The organism is Limnospira sp. PMC 289.06 (assembly GCF_032350395.1).
GTDB classification, from domain to species: Bacteria; Cyanobacteriota; Cyanobacteriia; order Cyanobacteriales; family Microcoleaceae; genus Limnospira; species Limnospira platensis.
Window position 1 is genome coordinate 1 of record NZ_JARPLC010000552.1, and the last position, 323, is coordinate 323.

Here is a 323-nt window from a genome sequence, read left to right on the forward strand (position 1 = left end):
TGACTTAATATGGCGATAATAAGCGCCGCCGCCCCCGCCACCGGTAGGACGCATTTCAAACCGAATAGGCATTTATAGTAAAATGGAATGAGTTGTCTCTATTGTCGCATATGAACATCACGCCGGGACTTTATCCCGATTTTTCTGAAACTACCTTAGAAGCCTTAGTTTTAGCAATGGGGCGGCAATTGTTGCAAAGGCAGAAAAACTTAGTCGTTAATATCACCGGGAAAGATATTATGGATCTGTCTCTGGATGAGGAGGCTTCTGTTGTTAATCTGGATATTGACGAGTTAGAAGGTTTTATTGATGACGGTGCGATT

1 protein-coding gene is annotated in these 323 nt (G+C 43.0%); it reads left to right on the forward strand.

Annotated features, from left to right (window positions below; all coding sequences use genetic code 11):
- Window positions 1–110 precede the first annotated feature (110 nt).
- On the forward strand, window positions 111–323 hold a 213-nt coding region (locus P5674_RS26230), incomplete at its 3' end, for a hypothetical protein (RefSeq protein ID WP_315670526.1).